15 protein-coding genes are annotated in these 15611 nt (G+C 66.1%); 3 read left to right on the top strand and 12 right to left on the bottom strand.

All coding sequences use genetic code 11. The annotated features are described in order from the left end of the window. Positions 1 to 51 precede the first annotated feature (51 nt). The 3 genes from cls (at position 52) to CSC76_RS05550 (ending at position 2604) form a co-directional block, all read left to right on the top strand. On the top strand, positions 52 to 1506 hold the full coding sequence (gene cls, locus CSC76_RS05560) for a cardiolipin synthase (protein ID WP_162109043.1): 1455 nt from the start codon (positions 52 to 54) through the stop codon (positions 1504 to 1506). A gap of 64 nt (positions 1507 to 1570) precedes the next feature. Beyond that, on the top strand, positions 1571 to 1834 hold the full coding sequence (locus tag CSC76_RS05555) for a hypothetical protein (protein ID WP_162109122.1): 264 nt from the start codon (positions 1571 to 1573) through the stop codon (positions 1832 to 1834). Beyond that, on the top strand, positions 1831 to 2604 hold the full coding sequence (locus tag CSC76_RS05550; protein ID WP_162109042.1) for a pyridoxine 5'-phosphate synthase: 774 nt from the start codon (positions 1831 to 1833) through the stop codon (positions 2602 to 2604). Before CSC76_RS05555 ends, CSC76_RS05550 begins: the two co-directional genes overlap by 4 nt. Before the next feature lie 23 nt (positions 2605 to 2627). Here CSC76_RS05550 and CSC76_RS05545 read toward each other — a convergent pair whose 3' ends face one another. From CSC76_RS05545 to dnaA, 12 genes are all read right to left on the bottom strand, one after another. Beyond that, the gene (locus CSC76_RS05545; RefSeq protein ID WP_162109041.1) at positions 2628 to 3023 is read right to left on the bottom strand and encodes an ExbD/TolR family protein; all 396 of its coding nucleotides are present in this window, start codon (positions 3021 to 3023) and stop codon (positions 2628 to 2630) included. A 130-nt stretch (positions 3024 to 3153) separates the two neighbouring features. Further along, a complete protein-coding gene (locus CSC76_RS05540; protein ID WP_162109040.1) occupies positions 3154 to 3564 on the bottom strand; it encodes an ExbD/TolR family protein in 411 nt (136 codons plus the stop codon). 3 nt (positions 3565 to 3567) lie between these two features. Further along, on the bottom strand, positions 3568 to 3993 hold the full coding sequence (locus CSC76_RS05535) for an ExbD/TolR family protein (RefSeq protein WP_162109039.1): 426 nt from the start codon (positions 3991 to 3993) through the stop codon (positions 3568 to 3570). A 45-nt stretch (positions 3994 to 4038) separates the two neighbouring features. Next, entirely contained in the window at positions 4039 to 4800 is a 762-nt protein-coding gene (gene exbB / locus CSC76_RS05530; RefSeq protein ID WP_162109038.1) for a TonB-system energizer ExbB, read from the bottom strand. A 77-nt stretch (positions 4801 to 4877) separates the two neighbouring features. Further along, the gene (locus CSC76_RS05525; RefSeq protein WP_162109037.1) at positions 4878 to 5501 is read right to left on the bottom strand and encodes an energy transducer TonB; all 624 of its coding nucleotides are present in this window, start codon (positions 5499 to 5501) and stop codon (positions 4878 to 4880) included. A gap of 160 nt (positions 5502 to 5661) precedes the next feature. Beyond that, positions 5662 to 6867: a tetratricopeptide repeat protein gene (locus CSC76_RS05520; RefSeq protein ID WP_162109036.1), complete on the bottom strand. Its 1206-nt coding sequence runs from the start codon at positions 6865 to 6867 to the stop codon at positions 5662 to 5664. Positions 6868 to 6999: 132 nt separating this feature from the next. Beyond that, the gene (locus CSC76_RS05515) at positions 7000 to 7806 is read right to left on the bottom strand and encodes a M48 family metallopeptidase (RefSeq protein WP_162109035.1); all 807 of its coding nucleotides are present in this window, start codon (positions 7804 to 7806) and stop codon (positions 7000 to 7002) included. Positions 7807 to 7875: 69 nt separating this feature from the next. Continuing rightward, positions 7876 to 8697, bottom strand: a complete 822-nt coding sequence (locus CSC76_RS05510; RefSeq protein ID WP_162109034.1) for a CPBP family intramembrane glutamic endopeptidase — start codon at positions 8695 to 8697, stop codon at positions 7876 to 7878. 7 nt (positions 8698 to 8704) lie between these two features. Next, positions 8705 to 11170 carry a DNA topoisomerase (ATP-hydrolyzing) subunit B gene (gyrB, locus tag CSC76_RS05505; RefSeq protein WP_162109033.1) on the bottom strand — a complete coding sequence of 822 codons (2466 nt, stop codon included), beginning with the start codon at positions 11168 to 11170 and terminating at the stop codon, positions 8705 to 8707. 118 nt (positions 11171 to 11288) lie between these two features. Continuing rightward, entirely contained in the window at positions 11289 to 12389 is a 1101-nt protein-coding gene (recF, locus tag CSC76_RS05500; protein WP_162109032.1) for a DNA replication/repair protein RecF, read from the bottom strand. Between the two features lie 273 nt (positions 12390 to 12662). Beyond that, positions 12663 to 13763, bottom strand: coding sequence for a DNA polymerase III subunit beta (dnaN, locus tag CSC76_RS05495; protein WP_162109031.1), 1101 nt, complete (start codon positions 13761 to 13763; stop codon positions 12663 to 12665). 449 nt (positions 13764 to 14212) lie between these two features. Next, on the bottom strand, positions 14213 to 15541 hold the full coding sequence (gene dnaA / locus CSC76_RS05490) for a chromosomal replication initiator protein DnaA (protein ID WP_162109030.1): 1329 nt from the start codon (positions 15539 to 15541) through the stop codon (positions 14213 to 14215). Between the last annotated feature and the right edge of the window lie 70 nt (positions 15542 to 15611).

Genomic DNA, 15611 nt, shown 5'->3' with positions numbered 1-15611 from the left:
GCAGCTTACGCCGCCCGCGTCGCAAGCCCGGCGACCGCATAGAATCGGCGTATGCACGATGCCCTCGGTACCCTCCGCGACGTCCTCGGTTCGCTGCCGCACCTGCAGTGGTGGATCACCGGCGCGTGGCTGCTCTACCTGGTGCCGCTGTGCGCCTGGATCGTCCTGCAGAAGCGGGAGCCGGTGGCCACCCTCAGCTGGCTGCTGTCGCTGGCCCTGCTGCCGTACATCGGCTACCTGATCTACTTCCTGCTCGGCCCCCAGCGCATCAAACGTCACCAGCTGCGCCGCACGCGCGCTCGAGCGGGCCTGGACCGCTACGAGGTGTTTGCACCCACCGATGGCAACAGTGCCGAGCTGCCGATGCTCGCGCAGAAGATCACCGGTCTGCCGCCCTCGTCGGCGACGTCGGTGCAGCAGCTGGTGGACGGCTGTGCGACGTATCAGGCCATCCTGGACGCGATCGCGGCGGCCGAGAACCACATCCACCTGGAGTACTACATCTTCAACGGGGACAGGACGGGCCAGCGCGTGCTGGAGGCGCTGACGGCGAAGGCGCGTGAAGGCGTGAAGGTGCGCCTGCTGCTCGACGCGGTGGGCTCCAACCGGTTGAAGAAACGCGCCCTGCGGCCGCTGGTGGATGCCGGCGGCGAGTACGCCTGGTTCCATCCGACCCGGTTCCGGCCCTTCACCCGGCCCTGGCTCAACCTGCGCACGCACCGGAAGATCGTCGTGGTCGACGGCCGCATCGCCTTCACCGGCGGCATCAACGTGACCGACGACGAGGACGAGTCCCTGCGCGGGGACGCCTACCGCGACCTGCACCTGCGGCTGGAGGGCGAGATCGTCCGCAGCATCCAGCAGGTGTTCGTGGAGGACTGGGTGTACGCCACCGGGCAGCAGCGCAAGGACTTCCAGGGCACACGGCTGTGGAGTGCGGCCGACGCCAACATCCGCGGAGGCATCGCCGCCCAGGCATTGGTGTCGGGGCCGGATTCGGCGTGGGAGCCGATCCACCGGATGAAGGTGGCGGCCATCCACGAGGCGAAACAGCGCGTATGGCTGGTCACGCCCTATTTCGTGCCGGGCGAAGCCGCACGCATGGCGCTGACGTCGGCGGCACTGGGCGGACTGGACGTGCGCCTGGTGGTCCCGAAGGTGAGCGATTCGCGCCTGGTGACGCTGGCGGCGCGTTCGTATTTCGACGAGCTCATCGCCGCGGGCGTGAAAGTGTACGAGTACGGCCCGCGCATGATGCACAGCAAGGCGATGCTCTGCGACGACGGGCTGGCCATCATCGGCAGCGCCAACTTCGACCACCGCAGCTTCCGCCTCAACTTCGAGATCTCCATGATGTTCCGCGACCGCGGGGTGGCGGGCACGCTGGCGCAATGGCTGGAGGGCGAGATCGCCGCGTGCGAGCCGGTGGAGGTGCAGCGCGACCGCTCGCTGTGGCGGCACCGCCTGCCCGAGGCATTGGCCCGCCTGCTGTCGCCGTTGCTGTGAAGCACGGCGGTTTTTGGCCTGCGGCCGAGGCGTTAAGATGCCGCCAGCAACCCGGGGGTGGATGATGCACTGGCTCTTCCTGTTGATGGCGGTGGGCGCGCTGTATGTCGGTTTCACGGTCACCTCGACGCCGGTGATGGTGGTCGCCCTGCTGGCGTCGCTGGTGTTGTTCGTGGTGTGGATCATGGGCTGGTATGCGCGTCGCGCCGGCGAGGGCAGCCAGGATCCTTCGATGATGATCGACCCGGCGGAACTGCGCCGGCTGCGCGAGATCGCCGAGGCACGGCGCGCGAGCGCGGCGCCTCCCGCCGAGCCTCCCGCGTCATGACCCAGCTCAGCGTCAACGTCAACAAGATCGCGGTACTGCGCAATTCCCGTGGCGGCAACGAGCCGGATGTCGTGCGCGCGGCGCGGGCCTGCCTGGCGGCCGGCGCACATGGCATCACCGTTCATCCGCGTCCGGACCAACGGCACATCCGCAGCGCCGACGTGCATGCGCTGTCGGCACTGACGCGCGAGCGCGGCGTGGAATTGAACGTGGAGGGCAACCCCTTCGCGCCGCCGCGTGCGGGGTATCCCGGCTTCCTTGCACTGTGCGAGGCAGTACGCCCTGCGCAGGCGACCCTGGTACCGGATGGCGACGGGCAGATCACATCGGACCATGGTTTCGATTTCGCGCGCGACGGCGCGCGCCTACAGCCGCTCGTGGCCCAGCTGAAGGCCATGGGCTGCCGGGTCAGCCTGTTCGTCGACGCCGGCTGCGAAGGCCTGGAGCAGGCGGCACGGATGGGCGCGGACCGGATCGAGCTTTATACCGGCCCCTTTGCCGAAGCCGCCGCCCGCGGTGACGCGGCCACCGAGCTGGCCCGCTGTGCCGCGACCGCACGCCAGGTGCAAGCCCTGGGATTGGGCGTCAACGCGGGGCACGACCTCAGCCAGGACAACCTGGGCATGTTCGTGGCCAACGTCCCGGGGGTACTCGAAGTGTCCATCGGCCACGCCCTGATCGGCGAAGCCCTGTACGCCGGACTCGATGCGACCGTGAAGGCCTACCTGCAGATCCTGCGCGGGACGCAGGCGGGCGGTGGCCGCGGCTGAGTATCTCCCGCGGCCGGTGCCGGTCAGTCCCTCATCACGATGTGCCCGATGCCGCTGGCGTGCGCCTGTGCCAGTGCGCTGACCAGTTGCTGGTAGTCGGCGCCGGCGGAGGCCTCCACCTGCAGGACCGTCTCCGGATCGGCGATGCGTGCGTCTTCCAGACGAACGCGCAGTTCGGCCAGCGAGACGGGGCGGTCGTCCAGCGTGTAGTCGCCGGCCAGCCCGAGCTTGAGGACCAGGTCGTTCGGAGGTACGCGCTGTGCATCCGGGACGGGTTGTGGCAGCTGCGCGTCGATGGGGCGGGACAGCAGCGGCGCGGTGACCATGAAGATCACCAGCAGGACCAGCATCACGTCCACCAGGGGCGTGATGTTGATCTCGGCCAGTTCACGACGGCTTGCGGGAGCGGAGAACGCCATGGCACACCTCCTCTGTCGGACCGTACCCCCGACGCTACGCCCGTCCCCGCGCCCCCGCAAGAGGGTGGGGCTGCCCAATAAAAAACGCCGCCCGGGTGGGCGGCGTTCAAAGGTAAGTTGCGCGTCAGGGTTACTGCACGAAACCGATCTTCATCATCTGCGCGTTCTTGGCGGCGGCCAGGACCTTGGCCATCACTTCGTAATGCGCTTCCGAGTTCGCTTCGATGCGCAGCTCCGGCTGGTTGGTCGGATCGCGCTGCACTTCGTCTTCCATCTTCCGCTGGAGGTCGGCCACGTTCACGGGGCTGTTGTTCCAGTACACGGTACCGTCCGCGTTGATCCGCAGGTCGATCGGCGGCGGCGGCTCGCGCACCTGCGGCGGCGGGTTGATCACGCGCTGCGGCAGGGCCACTTCGATCGGGTACGTCATGATCGGAGCGGTCACGATGAAGATGATCAGGAGCACCAGCATCACGTCCACCAGGGGCGTGACGTTGATGTCGGCCATGGGACCCTTGCTTCCACCACTGCTGAATGCCATGGCTTACTGCCCCTTCTCTTTCGTGGCCACGTAGCCGATGTCCAGCATGCCCTGGCTCTGGGCAATCTTGGTGACCTCGGCGATGGTGCCCATCTTGGTCGTCTTGTCGCCGCGCAGGTTCAGCTTCGGCTGCGGTTGCAGCTGGGCCGCACTGGACAGGCGCGATTCCAGGATTTCCTTGCTGACCGGCTCGTCGCCCCAGAACAGGTCGCCATTCTCCTTCACGGAGATGGTGATCGGCGGGGTCTTGGGCGCTTCCTTGTCCTTGTCCTGGACCAGGTTCGCCTCGGGCAGTTCGATCTTCACCTTGTGCGACATCAGCGGCGCCGTGATGATGAAGATGATCAGCAGCACCAACATCACGTCCACGAGGGGCGTGACGTTGATCTCGGCCATCGGGCCACCGCTATTACCACTACTGAAAGCCATGACGGGCTCCGTCTAAACGTTGCGTTGACTGCTTGTACCGCCGGCTCAGCGAACGCGCGAGCCGGTGGCGAAGAAGTCGTGCAGGTCGTGCGCGAACGTATCGAACTTGGCGATGACGGCCGCGTTCGTCTTGCTGAAGAAGTTGTAGGCGAACACGGCCGGGATGGCGACGAACAGACCGATGGCGGTCATGATCAGCGCTTCACCCACCGGGCCGGCAACGGCGTCGATCGAGGCCTGGCCGGTCGCACCGATGCGGATCAGGGCGCCGTAGATGCCCCACACCGTACCCAGCAGACCCACGAACGGCGCGGTCGCACCGACGGTGGCCAGCAGCGTCATGCCGCCCTGCAGGTTGGTGCTCTCGCGGGTCACGGCCTGGCGCAGTGCGCGGTCCACGAACTCCGAGCGGCTCAGGGTTTCACCCATGCCCTGGCCCGAACCTTCGGCGCGCTGGTGGTGCGCGGCGGCCTGGGCGGCGTCGAGGGCGATCTTGGAGAACGGCTCGTTCTTCGGCTGTTCTTCCATCAGGCGGATGGCGTCCTGCGCGTTCGGGGTTTCCCAGAAGGCGCTGGTCACGCGGTCGGCCTGGCCCTTCAGGCGGGTGCTGCGCAGCACGTTGATGACGGTCCAGTACCAGGACATCGCGGACATGATCACCAGGGTCAACAGCACGACCCAGGAGACGATGAATTCGCCGGGCTTGTTGATCATTTCGCTGATCATGTGCTCGAAGCCCATCTGCGACAGGGCATTCGCGGCGTTGGTGCCCCCGGCGGCGGCGGCGAAAAGGGTTTCCTGCAGCATGACGCTTACCTTTATATAAGTGTTGATTGAGAGTGTTGCGGGTTACGAACTAAACGGGAAGAGGGCGGAAGCCGCACTCACCCCATGTTGAAATCGACCGGCACGCGGACACGGCCTGCGGCCTTCTGCCCGTTGACCACCGACGGATTGAAGCGCCACTTGCGGGCGGCTTCCATCGCGGCGCGGTCCAGATCGCGGTTGCGGCTGGACTTTTCCACCGCCACGTTGGTCACGTTGCCGTTGGCATCCACGTCGATGATCAGGATGACCGTGCCTTCGATACCGGCGCGCGCAGCGGCGGGCGGGTAACGCGGCGGGTTCATGTTCTTCGACGAGATGTCCACCGTGGCGGCGACGTCGGCGATCGGCGCCGGCGGAGCCGGGGGCGAGGGCGGCGTCACGATGTCGGTGGGACGCGGTTCGGCGACGTCGACCGGCGGTGCTTCCGGCGGCGGCGGCAGCGGCGTGGTCTTGGGCGGCGCCAGGGTCTTGACCGGCGGCGGCGGCGCATCGACGATGACGACCGAAGTGCGGCGCTCCTGCTCCTTTTCCGCCGGGGGAGCGACGGCCGGGATCAACAGCGCAAGCAGGGCGGCTGCATGCAACGCGATCACGAAGGCAATACCGATGATACGGGGCCAGTTGAGGCTGGTGTCCTCTTCTTCTTCCCGGTACCTGTTGATGACCAGTTGTTCAGCCATGCGCCAATTAACTCAAGGTTGATACGGGCGCCTAGACGCCTCGTTGATTCTGGGCCCTGCCGGTGAGGTTTTCACCGGCGGAACCCTCAGCTTATACCAATCCGACGCTCCGGTGCCATCATCCGTACGGATTTTTGGCCTTCGGTGTCACGGAATCGCGTTACGGCAGCGCGATGATCTTCTTGGCGTCGTCGGGCTTCTTCAGACCCTTGTCCAGCGCGGCGCGGGCGGCCACCTTGGCTTCCGGGATGCGGCCTTCCTGCCACAGGACGCGGGCGAGGTTGAGGTAGGTTTCGCCGTCCTTGGACAGCGGCGCCGCCTTCTGCCAAGCCTCGATCGCCTGCGGAATCTGTTCTGAGTAGTAGTACGCCTGCGCCAGGGCCAAGTAGGTCTGGTAGTCCGGCTTCACGACGCCCTTCTGCAGACCCTCGTTGACCACGGAGATGACGTCCTTCTCCTTGCCTTCCATGTTGGCGTAGGTCAGGTAGAGCTGGCGGTAGTCCTTCTCTTCCGTCATCAGGCCGGCGGCGCGCAGCTTCTCCAGCACGGCGGCCGCCTTGGCCTCCTGCTCGGAATTCAGATAGATGCTGGCAAGGTTCATCTGCGCGCGCTTGTCGTTGGGCGACTTGGCGGCGAGCTGTTCGGCCACCTTGACCGCTTCGGCCAGCTGTCCGGCTTCCTGGTAGCAGACCATGAGGATCTGCGTCCAGTTGTCGACCTTGTCTTCCGGATTGGTCGAGGTCTCGATGGCCTGCTTCAACGGCGGGATGCACTCGGCGAAACGGTCGGCCTGGTAGAGGTACTGGCCCTTGAAGGCGAAATCGGCCGGGCGCTTGCTCTTGGATTCGGCCAGGTACTTGTCCAGCGTGGCGAAACCATTGGTGTAGTCGTCCTTCTGCAGCTGCAGCTGGGCCAGCTGCAGCATCAGCTGGAAGTGCTGGTTGTTGCCCAGGGCGTTGGCATCGATGGCCTGCTTGAGGTAGCCCTCGGCAGCGGCTTCATCGTCGGTGTTCAGCGCGGCCTGCGAGGCGATCTGGGCCGCGAGCGCCTTGTCGTAAGCGTTCGCCGAACCGTTGGCGATGATCTCGTCCGCCAGCGTGCGGGCGGTGGTGTAGCCGGCGGTGGCCTTGGCTTCGTCTTCCTGGTCGAGCGCCTTGTTGTAGGCCTCGATCAGCTTGTTGAGCTTGGTCAGTACCTTGGGTGAGCCCTTGGCCTCGGGTTCCTGCCGCGTCGTGTCCGGGAACAGGACTTCCTCCTTCTTCTGCTCGCCGCGGCGGGCCGCGTTCGCATCGAGGACAGCGCCACCGCAGAACGCGGCCACCAGGGCCAGGCTGAGCAGGGTGGTCTTGGAATTACGGAGCTTCATGTCTAAACCTCATGGGCCATGCGGGAGATGACAAGGCATCCCGCCGACGTGCGGGGCCGGCAAAGCTAACAGAAACCGAGGATGGGCGGATACCGTTTCGAGTGCTGCTTAGCAGCAATACCGAGCCGTGTGTCAGCCGCATTTCGGCACGTTTCCGGCCTTCCTGGCCGCCTCGTACGTGGGCACGAGGGAGGGAGCATCGCGTTGCAGCTCGCGGATCCGGTTGGCGGGATCCGGATGCGTGGACAACCACTGCGGCGGCCGATTCGCGCTGGCGGCCATCATGTTCTGCCAGAGTCCGACGGCCTGGCGGGGATCGAAGCCCGCCTGCGCCATCAGCCGCTGGCCGACGACATCGGCCTCGCTTTCCTGCGTACGCGAGCCCGGCAGCAGGAAGGCGGCCTGCGCGGTCATTCCGCCCAGCTGGTTGACCGTGTTGGCCGCACCTTCGCCATAGCGCGCACCGGCCAGCGCACCCAGTACGCCAAGACCTGCCTGCGCACCCATCTGGCGGGTGATGCGTTCTTCGTGATGCCGTGCGATCACGTGGCCGATTTCATGGCCCAGGACGGCGGCCAGCTGGTCCTGGTTCGTGGCGACCGTGAAGATCCCCGTGTTGACACCGACCTTGCCGCCCGGCAACGCGAACGCATTGGGCTCGTTGTCGGCGAAGACGGCGGTTTCCCAGGCGACGCGGCGCTGTTCGGGCGGCAGCTGGCGCACCAGCGCGTTCACTACGCAGGTGACGTAGCCGTTCTGGCGTGCATCGCGGTTGAGGGTTTCCTTCGCCTTGGTTTCGGCGAACGCCTGCGCGCCCAGCTGGTCCAGTTGCGCCTGGGAGACGCCGCCGACCATCTGCGTGCGGCCGGTGGGCGAGGTGGTGGTGGCGCATGCGGTCAGCGCCAGCGCCATGGCCGTTCCGAGAATCCGGTGTTTCATGCTCGCCCCCTGCGATATTGCGTGGGGCCAGAGTCTGGGCAAGCGTGTCTTAAACTTTCGTCAATCACATTAGACCGGCGCACTGCCGTAAACCTGCAGGACAGCCAGCGCTATCGCATTGTTCAGGATGTGGGCCGCAATCGGTGCCCAGAGGGTTCCCGTGCGGCGGTACACCCAGGCGAAGATCGCCCCCATGCCGGCGTAGACGAGGATCAGGAAGGCCGTGCTGCCGGCCGGCTTGCCGTTGAGCCCCGGCATTTCGTGGACCAGCGCGAAGATCACGCTGCTCAGCGCCATGCCCAGTACCGGCCATCCCGCATGCCATAGCCGTCCGAACAGGACGCGCCGGAACAGCAGCTCTTCGTACAGCGGCGCCAGCACCACGGCGAACAGCGCCAGGAACACGGGGAATCGCGCGAAGCCTTCGCGGATCAGGTCCAGGTTGCTGGCCTGCAGGTCCAGTCCGAGCGCGCGACCGCCGGCGCTCATGAGCGAACTGAAGAGGAAGGTCGCCAGTCCCGCACCTGCCGCCCAAAGCCAGGTGGCAGGCCGGCGCAGCCGCTCAGCGGATCCTCGCCGTTCGGCCGCTGTCGCGCGGCGGCGCCACAGGTACAGCACCAGGGCAGTGCCCCCCGTGCTGAGCAACGTCATCACGATCAGGAACAGTACCGGCGGCGCGCCCAGCGTGGACTGCAGCGCGGTCGCACCCGGCGCGCCCTCCGCGGCTTGCGCCAGCTGGATGCCACGCCATGCCGCCCATCCGAACAGGCCCGCCATCATGATGGAAACGGCCAGCGCCATGGCGATGCCGACGTCCAGGCCGAACGCCGGCAGTACGCTGCGCAGCGGCAACGGCACCGTCGCGGCCTCCGGTGTGCGGACCTGGCTCATGGCGGCGTCAGACGTCGAGGTTGGACACTTTCAGCGCGTTGTCCTCGATGAACTCGCGTCGCGGCTCGACCACATCGCCCATCAGGGTGCTGAAGATCTGGTCGGCGGCTACCGCGTCCTCGATGCGGACCTGCAGCAGGCGGCGTGTGTCCGGGTTCACCGTGGTATCCCACAGCTGCTCGGGATTCATTTCGCCCAGGCCCTTGAAGCGCTGGATGCTGCGCCCCTTCTTGGCTTCTTCCATCAGCCAGGCCTGCGCCTCGGCGAAGGTGGCCACCGGCTGCGCCTTGTTGCCGCGCAGGACCTGCGCACCTTCGCGCACCAGACCGTGCAGCAGCGCAGCGGCTTCGCGCAGCGGACGCAGTTCGCCGCTCTCGAACGCCGACAGCGACAGCACCTGCACCAGCTCCTCGCCCATGTGGCGGCGCGTGGCGAGCAGTGCGGCGGGGCGCTGCTCGGTGGCCGACTGCAGCGTCAGCGAATAGCGCGCACTGCCCAGGCTGCCGCGGTTGAGCTTGGCTTCGAGAGCATCGAGTTCATGCCGCTCGTCGATGTTCTGCTGCAGGTGTTCGGCATCGAGCGGAGTGAAATCGATCAACGACTCCAGCAGCACCGGATCGTAGCGGTGCGCGTTGCGTGCGATAGCGTCGCGCGCGGTCGTGAAGACGAGCAGCAGTTTCTCCAGCGCTTCGCCTGAGATCGGCGGCTCGCCGTCGGCGGGAATCAGAGACGCGCCTTCCACCGCGTTGTTCGCCAGGTAGACGTTCAAAGCCGCGTCGTCCTTCAGGTACAGCTCCTGCTTGCCCTGCTTGAGCTTGTACAGCGGCGGCAGGCCGATGTAGACGTGACCACGCTCGATCAACTCCGGCATCTGCCGGTAGAAGAACGTCAGCAGCAGCGTGCGGATGTGCGACCCGTCGACGTCGGCGTCGGTCATGATGATGATGCGGTGGTAGCGCAGCTTGTCCGGGTTGTACTCGTCCTTGCCGATGCCGGTGCCGAGCGCGGTGATCAGCGTGCCGACTTCGGCACTGGCCAGCATGCGGTCGAAGCGCGCGCGCTCCACGTTGAGGATCTTGCCGCGCAGCGGCAGCACCGCCTGATTCTTGCGGTTGCGACCCTGCTTGGCGGAACCACCGGCCGAGTCACCCTCGACGATGAAGAGCTCGGACAGCGCCGGATCCTTCTCCTGGCAGTCGGCCAGCTTGCCGGGCAGGCCGGCGATATCCAGCGCGCCCTTGCGGCGGGTCAGGTCGCGCGCCTTGCGCGCCGCCTCGCGGGCGCGGGCGGCGTCGACGATCTTGCCGGCGATGGCGCGGGCCTCGTGCGGGTGTTCCTGCAGGAACTCCTCCAAACGTGCGCCGAACGTGCTTTCAACGACCGGCCTCACGTCGGAACTGACCAATTTCTCCTTGGTCTGCGACGAGAAGCTCGGATCCGGGACCTTCACCGACAACACGGCGATCATGCCTTCGCGCATGTCGTCGCCGGACAGATTGACTTTGGCCTGCTTGGCGATCCCGTTCTGTTCGATGTAATTGGTCAGCGTGCGCGTCAGCGCGGCACGGAAGCCGATCAGGTGGGTACCGCCATCCTTCTGCGGGATGTTGTTGGTGAAGCAGAACATCGTTTCCTGGTAGGCGTCGGTCCACTGCAGGGCGACTTCCACCGTGATGCCGTTCTGCTCACCACTGACCGCGATGACGTTGGGGTGCAGCGGCGTCTTCAGGTGCGCCAGATGCTCCACGAAGCTGCGGATGCCGCCTTCGTAGTGGAAATCGTCATGACGACCCTCGCCACGCTCGTCGACCAGCACGATCTTGACGCCGGAATTGAGGAACGACAGTTCGCGCAGGCGGCGGGCCAGGATGTCGTAATGGAATTCGACGTTGCCGTGGAACGCCGTCACCGATGGCCAGAAGCGCAGGGTGGTACCGCGCTTGGTGGTGCTTTCGACCTGGCTCAACGGCCCCAGCGCGGCGCCGTTGCTGTATTCCTGTCGGTAGTGGAACCCGCCCTGGAAGATGTCCAGCTGCAGCTTCTCGGAGAGCGCGTTGACCACGCTGACGCCGACGCCGTGCAGGCCGCCGGAAACCTTGTAACTGTTGTCGTCGAACTTGCCGCCGGCATGCAGGACCGTCATGACGACTTCGGCCGCAGACACCTCGCGCCCCAGCTTGGCGCTCATCTGCGCATGCTTGCCGACCGGAATGCCGCGGCCATTGTCGGATACCGACACCGAGCCATCGGCGTGGATCGTCACGGCGACGTGGTCGGCATGGCCCGCCAGGGCTTCGTCGATGGAGGTGTCGACGACTTCGAACACCATGTGGTGCAGGCCCGTGCCGTCGTGCACGTCGCCGATGTACATGCCGGGGCGCTTGCGGACCGCTTCCAGACCTTCCAGTGCGGTGATGCTGTTGGCGTCGTACGTATTGCCGTTCGGTGCAGAAGAGGTCGTTTCGTCGGTCATTCGCTTCGTGTCGGCTGCAAGGCGGGCGTCGCGTCACCGGGTCGGTGGGCGCGCTACGCAGGCCAAGGGATCAAAGCGGAATTATAGCACTGGTGCGCACTTAGCCCCGGCGACCGGGTTATCCGAGACGCTGCACAGCGCCGTGTTCCACGTGAAACAGCGTTGGTGCGACGCCGGTGCCGGCCAGCCCTGCCGGCGGTTCCGTCCCGGTGATGAAAACCTGGGCCCCGCTCGCCAGCAGGCGCTCCAGGGTGCGCCGCTGGTGGTGGCGGTCCAGCTCCGAGGCCAGGTCATCCAGGGCCACGATCGGCCACTCGCCGCGCCGACGGGCGAAATCCTGGGCCTGCGCCAGCAGGCAAGCCAGCGCCGTCAGCTTCGCCTGGCCACGCGACAGCGTTTCACGTTGGGGCAGGGCGGAATAGTCGATCCGCCAATCGGCCCGGTGCGGACCGACCGTGGTGTAGCCGGCCGCACGGTCACGGTCACGGGCCAGCAGCAGGGCGTCCCCCAGCGCCAGTTCATGGCGCCGCCAGCCCGGCTGGAAGGCCAGGGTAGCCGCACCCAATGAGGGCGCCAGATCGGACACGACAGCGGTGAGGTCCTGCTGCAGGGCATCCAGGTAGCGCTGGCGATGGTCGGTAAGCGGTTCACCGGCGTCAGCCAGTTCGTGGTCCCAGGCATCGAGTTGCCCGCCGCCGATGCCGGCCTTCAACAGGGCATTGCGTTGCTTCAAGGCACGCGCATAGCGTCGCCAGAGAGGCAGGAAGCCCGCCTCCCGCCCCTGTTCCCCGTGGAACAAGCCCCAATCCACGAAGCGGCGGCGCGGTTCCCCGCCGCCCGTCACCAGGGCATGGCTGCCGGGCTCGAAGCTCACGACCGCCAGGGCTGCGCAAAGATCGCCAAGCTGGGCCACCTTCTCGCCATCCAGCCGCCCGGTCCAGGCCTGTCCCGTATGCCGGAGGCCGCCACGGCGAGGCCGGAGTTGGCCGCCTTCGCACCATTCCACGAAGACTTCCACGGCCTCGGACTGCGTCCTGACGAGACCATCGCGCACCCGGCCGCGAAAGCTGCGGCCGTACGCCATCAGGTGCAATGCCTCCAGCAGGCTGGTCTTGCCCGCACCGTTGTCGCCGGTGATCAGGTTGAGTCCGGGTTCCGGTGCCAGCGCCACGCGCTCGAAACGCCTGAGGCCGCTGGCCTCCAGTCGGATTACCTGCACAGACCCGCCCCGTCATGCGCGGCCACCCGGCCCTCACCGCGTAGGCGCGAAATATGTGTGGTCAGGGAGGGGAAACGTGCGGGCATGATGGATTGTAGCGTGCGGGGCCGGGACGGCCGCGAGGGGCAGGGAACGCGGACGGAGGCCAGACACGACGCCTCACTCCGGGCGAAATCCCGGATGCGCCGCAAACGGATCGCCTCTTGCGCCCCTAAACCGGATCGCCCGGCACAAGGCCGGGCGATCTGATGTGTTTCACGTGGAACAGGACCGTCAGAGGCGCAGCGGCATCACCACATGGCGTGACTTCTCGCTGCTGGCCTCGCGGACCAGGGCAGAGGAATTGGCGTCCCGCAGCTGCAGCACGACATGTTCGTCGCGCAGAGCCGACAGGGCATCCAACAGGTAGTTGACGTTGAAGCCGATAGCCAGGCCATCCACCTTGGTGTCGGCCTCGATTTCTTCCTGCGCTTCTTCCTGCTCGGGATTGTGAGCGCTGATCTTCAGCTGCCCGGGCGACACCTCGACGCGAACGCCCCGGTACTTTTCGTTGGACAGGATGGCGGCGCGCTGCAGGGCAGCCCGCAATACCTCCCGGTCCAGCAACACCTCGCGGTCCGCCCCGATCGGGATCACCGCGGCGTAATCGGGGAAGCGGCCGTCGATCAGCTTGGAGGTGAAGGTCACATCGTCGCGCTTCACGCGAATGTGGCTGCGGCCGACTTCCAGCTCGAGGCTGCGATCACCGCCTTCCAGCAGGCGCTGCAGCTCGGTCACGCCCTTGCGCGGGACGATGATCTGGCGCTTGCCCACCGGCGCGCCTTCCAGCTGCGACTCGCACATGGCCAGCCGGTGACCATCGGTCGCCACACAGCGCAGCGTCCGTTCGCTCAGGTCGAAGAGCAGGCCGTTGAGGTAGTAGCGCACGTCCTGCTGGGCCATGGCGAACGAGGTGCGTTCGATCAGTTCCTTCAGCGTCGCTTCCGGCACCTCGATCCGCTCGGTCGCCTCGACCTCATCCACCGAGGGGAAATCGTTGGCCGGCAGCGTCGCCAGGGTGAACCGGCTGCGGCCCGCCTGCACGGTGACCTTGTCCCCGGACTGGCTGACGGTCACCTTGCTGCCATCGGGAAGGGCGCGAATGATGTCGAACAGCTTGCGCGCGGGAATCGTGGTTTCGCCATCCTGCGCGTCGTCGACGGCGCTGCGCGAAATCATCTCCACTTCCAGATCGGTACCGGTCAGCGACAGCTGGCCGTTCTGTACCTGAACCAGGAAGTTCGCCAGTACCGGCAGCGTCTGCCGGCGTTCGACCACGTTGACCACCTGGGCCAAGGGCTTGAGGAAAGCTTCGCGCTGCAGACTGAAACGCATGAGTGTTGGAGCCCCTTCGCTTTGGATTTTGAAGACTAAAAGCTTAAAAGCTGGTGGTGATGGTAGGCCCCGAAATCCGGGAAAACCCACATAACCTTATGAATTTGTTTGATTTATTCTTTCTTCAACCCGGTGGACAGGGTCGGGTGTGCCTATGCAGAAACCTGTGGACAACTTTCCGGCCCGAATCCACGCACATCTTATCCACAGAAGGCAGGCCTGCTTGTCCCCGATGTTATGCGTTGCCGCGGTTCACCGGCTTGCCTACAGTGTCGCCACGGGTACGGTGGCGGACTGAGGCAACAATCTCGAAGAGGAAAACGACACGTCAGGCGACGTGGACGACCACTCGACCCGCGCGCACGGAGCACCCCCTCACTTGCCGTATAACGTGAAGCGCTGGCCCGGATACCGCGTGAACGCGAAGGTCGCCTCAGGACGACCCACGCTTACTCGCTGAGTTTCCGGATCAGCTTGTCCCAGTCCTCACGCAGCTTGCCGTCCGCCTCCATCAGGGTGCGGATCTGTCGGCAGGCGTGCAGCACGGTCGTGTGGTCGCGACCGGCGAACGCGTCGCCGATTTCCGGCAGGCTGTGTTCGGTCAGTTCCTTGGCCAAGGCCATCGCCACCTGCCGCGGGCGCGCCAACGAGCGCGTGCGCCGCTTGGACAGCAGGTCCTTGACTTGCAGACCGTAGTAGTCTGCCACGGTCTTCTGAATATTGGGGATGCTGATGGCCTGCTGCTGCGCGCGTAGCAGGTCGCGCAGGGTTTCCTGGGCGAACTCGGTGGTGATGGCGCGCCCGGTGAAGTTGGCGCGGGCCGCCAGCGTATTGAGCGCACCCTCCAGATCGCGCACGTTGCTGCGCATCTTCTTGGCCAGCAGGAAGGCCACGTCGTCGGGAATCTGTGCGCCGCGCTCGCGTGCCTTGGCCAGGACGATCGCCGCACGCGTCTCGAAGTCCGGCGGGTCGATCGCCACACTCAGGCCCCACGCCAGTCGCGACTTCAGGCGCGGTTCCAGGCCTTCCACTTCGCGCGGATAGCGGTCGCAGGTCAGGATGATCTGCTGGCGGCCGTCGAACAGCGCATTGAAGGTGTGGAAGAACTCTTCCTGCGTGCGGTCCTTGCCGGCGAAGAACTGGATGTCGTCGATCAGCAGCGCGTCCACCTGCTGGAAGCGGCGCTTGAACTGGTCCATCGACTTTTCGATCAGCGCCTTGGTCATGGCGCTGAAGAACTGCTCGCTGCGCAGGTACAGCACGCGGGCATTCGGGTTCTGCCGGCGCATCTCGTTGCCGGCGGCGAACATCAGGTGCGTCTTGCCCAGGCCGGTGCCGCCATACAGCAGCAGCGGGTTGTGCGCACGGTCGCCGGGTTTCTGCGCGGCCTGCCACGCCGCGGCGCGGCCGAGCTGGTTGCTGCGACCCTCGACGAAGTTGTCGAAGGTGTAGTGCAGGTCCATGTTGCCGGCGAACGGCTCCGCAGGTGCGGCCGTGCCCGCGCCCGCAGGGGCCGTGGCGCTGGTCGAAGGCTCCGCCGCCCTGCTGCGCGACCCGATTTCGAGGGACACGTCATCGTGGCCGGCGAAGTAATCCAGCAGCTCGCGGATGCGGCCCAGGTAGCGCTCGCGCACCTGTTCGACGATGAACGCATTGGGTGCGTACAGCACCATCGCGTCGCTGCGCTGCTCGGCCTGCAGCGGCTTCAGCCAAGTGTGTACATCCTCGGCCGGCAATTCGGCTTCCAGGCGTTCGAGGCAACGGGGCCAGGCATCCATCAGGTGGAACAACTCGCAAGTGGGGGCGGAACGGGGGCATCCCGCATTGCCGGCCGAGGATGTACACACT

This window comes from Pseudoxanthomonas mexicana (assembly GCF_010093385.1).
Classification (GTDB): Bacteria; Pseudomonadota; Gammaproteobacteria; order Xanthomonadales; family Xanthomonadaceae; genus Pseudoxanthomonas_A; species Pseudoxanthomonas_A mexicana.
This window is presented reverse-complemented; position numbering and strand designations above follow the sequence as displayed.